Source organism: Microbispora sp. CSR-4 (genome assembly GCF_008033685.1).
Lineage (GTDB): Bacteria > Actinomycetota > Actinomycetes > Streptosporangiales > Streptosporangiaceae > Microbispora.
In genome coordinates this window covers 1-3,006 of the sequence record NZ_VJVX01000139.1, presented here as the reverse complement: position 1 = coordinate 3,006, position 3,006 = coordinate 1, and the positions used below count along the sequence as shown (strand labels likewise).

Annotated in this window: 2 pseudogenes; both read right to left on the bottom strand. The window is 66.0% G+C overall.

The features are described from left to right. Positions 1-330 (bottom strand): annotated as a pseudogene (locus FLV34_RS38940) (hypothetical protein); the annotation flags it as partial. A gap of 1,466 nt (positions 331-1,796) precedes the next feature. Then, positions 1,797-3,006 (bottom strand): annotated as a pseudogene (locus tag FLV34_RS43130) (hypothetical protein); the annotation flags it as partial.

The following is a 3,006-nucleotide window of genomic DNA, read 5'->3' as shown; positions in this document are numbered from 1 at the left end:
GCCGGTGGTCTTCGGCAGGTTCACGTTCTTGAGGCTGCCGGTGGCGGCCTTCTGGTCGCCGCTCGACCCGACAACGCCGGCCTTGGTGTCGGCGGACGCGCCACCCGTGGTGACGTGCTTGGTGGCGACCGTGGTCTCCACCGTGTACGGGGTGGCGTTGATCAGGTTGGCCTTGGCCTGGCCGTACCAGAACGCCGCGACCTGCTGAGCCGCGAAGTTCGTGTTGGCCAGGTTCACGGCCGGAACCGAGTCGGCGTGAGCCGGGGCGGCGATCGCCGCGGAGGCCAGCAGGCCGGCCGCGACCCCGCCCAGAGCGAGAGTGCGCTTCATAACTTTCTCCTGGTCTGTCGTGAGGCGTCACCTGCGCCCCATCCGTCAGTGAGGAACGAGGAGAAAGCTATAGGACCAATTGGAGTGACGTAAGTGGAATTGATCGCTTCGCGCATTGCCTCCAACTTCGTGCCTTCAGTCGCTTCCTGAACGGAAGCTGAAAACGAGCTGATCGCGGGCTGTGTGGAAGGATTACGGTCACGTTCCGCGCCAGGTCAGTCACGGCTCGATGTGACGTAAATCACAGGTTTGAGTGAAACCGGATGGCCGGGAAATTGCGTCGGAGTGTGCCCGTTCGCCTGGACCTTGGTCCGTGTGGCCGGCCGGGGGTGCGACTTGATGATCAAGGAGATGTGCGAAGGAGCACGTAGATCCCTGGATGGCCGCGACGCGGCCCTCCCTGGACCGCTGGAGCGGGCCTTGGCCGGCTCCGGTTCCCCTGCGCCGGAAGGCTGCCGAGAGGTGGCCGCCGCGGTGCGGCGATGGCCTTCCTGAAGGTTTCCTGGGAACTCTCGCCGAGGGGGTTACCATCCGGTAAGCCAGCTAATCGGATGACCGATATCCACTGGGCACTCTAAGCCGCCGAATCGAGCCGTTCAGGGCTCGGCTGGAGCTTTCTCGGGAACGCCGTACGGCTCGCGATGCGCATTCTCTGAATGGCAGAGTGGGTTTTCCGGGCGGAGTATCACTGTCATCGCACAGTTTGCGGGCGCGATTCCGGCGGTGATTGAACGCCCGTCGCCGAGAGGGCGAAGCGGGGGCGTCGTTCGTGCTCGGAGGCCGGTGGGTCGGTGGCATTCGCACAGGTAGATCGATGTTTTGTCGGCGTTCGGCTCGTCTGGGAGAGCTGTCTGTGACGGCTTGCCGTGCCCCTCGGAATCGGCGCGAGACCGCGGATGCGAGAGCCGCTCGAAGGCTTTCATGCCCGCGATGCTGTGCTCTTGGTAAGTTGGCGGCGAGGCTTAGTGGAAGCAGGTGCGAGTAGCTTTCCGCTCGCTTTCCTGGTGGTCTGCCGCAGATGATTTCCTCATTGCGATTTACCAGTCTGTCAGTGATCATTGTCCTGATCATTTTTGACTCCTCGTGGCCCGGCCGTCCTTTGTTCGTGTGCTTTTCTCCGGGGTCGTGCCGACGAAGTCGCGAAGGGGTCATGGGCCCGAGGAAGCGGATTCCCTAATGCCGCTGTGCGGGGAAAGTCCGTCGAACTCCGACATGGTCGATCAAGCCGGGGAGGCCGGGAACGGGCCTGAGAGGCCGTACGGGCGGCCGGCGTGGCGGTGCGAACAGGGCGGCCGCCCGCGCTCGTCACCCATCGGGGAGGGGCTGCCCTGACCAGGCACAAGGCGCCAGGCACACGGCAACGGGCGTGAGGCGACCGGCGCGAGCCGGCTGGGGAGAGGCGGCGGGCAAAGGAAAGGGCCCGGCTGCGAACAGCCGGGCCCTCCTGGACGTCAGGAGTCGGAGACTCAGACGATCTTGCCGGACCAGTTGGCCGCGGCGGCCTTGTAGACGCCGAGCGTCTCACCGTCGAAGTACGGCGAGATGCTGGTGTCGATGCGGCCGTTGCCGTCGGTGTCGGCGACACCGATGGTCACACCGTTCAGGTAACCGAGCCGCTTGGCGTTGCTGTAGCGGTAGAGCCAGGACGAGCCGATGGCGCCCTCGCCCGTGAAGGAGGACTTGACCCCCACGAGTTCCTCGCCCTTGATGGCCGCGGAGCTCGCCTTGAAGGTCTTGCCGTAGGCCCACTTCTGGGTCTTGCCGGTGAAGGCGTAGTTGCCGTCCGGGTGCGACCCGCTCGGGTAGCCGAACATGAAGATCGAGGTGCCGATCTTCTGGTTGTAGGCCAGGCCCTGACCACCGACGTTGGAGCCGAGGCTGCCGACGTCCTTCAGCGTGATCTTCAGGGTGCCGTGCGGCCGGTGGTCGACGCGGGTCTGCGCCCAGAACGTCCGCGCGTAGTACTTGTACTTCGGGCGGAAGGTGGGCTTGGCCGTCGGCTTGTAGGTGGGAGTCGCGGTGACGGTCGCGGTCGCGGTGACGGTCGCTGTCGCCGTGACCGTGGCGGTCGCGGTCGCGGTCGCTGTGACCGTGACGGTCGGCTGCGGCTTGGGCGGCTTGGGCGGCTCCGGGGGCGTGGGGGGCTTCGGAGGCGTGGGGGGCTTGGGAGGCGTGGGAGGCGCCAAGCGGTTGTTCTCGCCGCTGGGCGCGGCCTTCGGCGTGAGCTGCTTGTCGTCGCTCTTCGGACCCTTGTAGTCGTCGCGGTCCCAGACCTTCTTGCGGAAGTAGAGGGTCTTGCCGTCACGGCTGACGTACGAGTCCGCGTGGCTGTGGTAGGCGAACTCGCCGATCTCGTGGGTCTGGACGCCGGTGCCCTTGGCCCAGGGGCCGTTGCCGGTGAGGTCCTTGCCCCTGTTCAGGGCCTGGAACTGCCGGACGGAGACGGGCGCCACACGCCAATCGCTCTTGCCGTGGTCACGTCCGCCGCGGTGCTTGCCGTCGTGGTCGTAGCGGCCGCTGTGGCCCTTGCCGCGGTGGTCGTCGTGCTTGTCGTAGCGCACGTCCGTGACCTGGACGCCGTTGTAGACCGTGACGAACGCGTAGTCGCGGTCGCCGTCCTCGTACACGCTGTAGTCGTAGTGCGTGTAAGCGGTCTTACCGACGTAGATGCCCCAG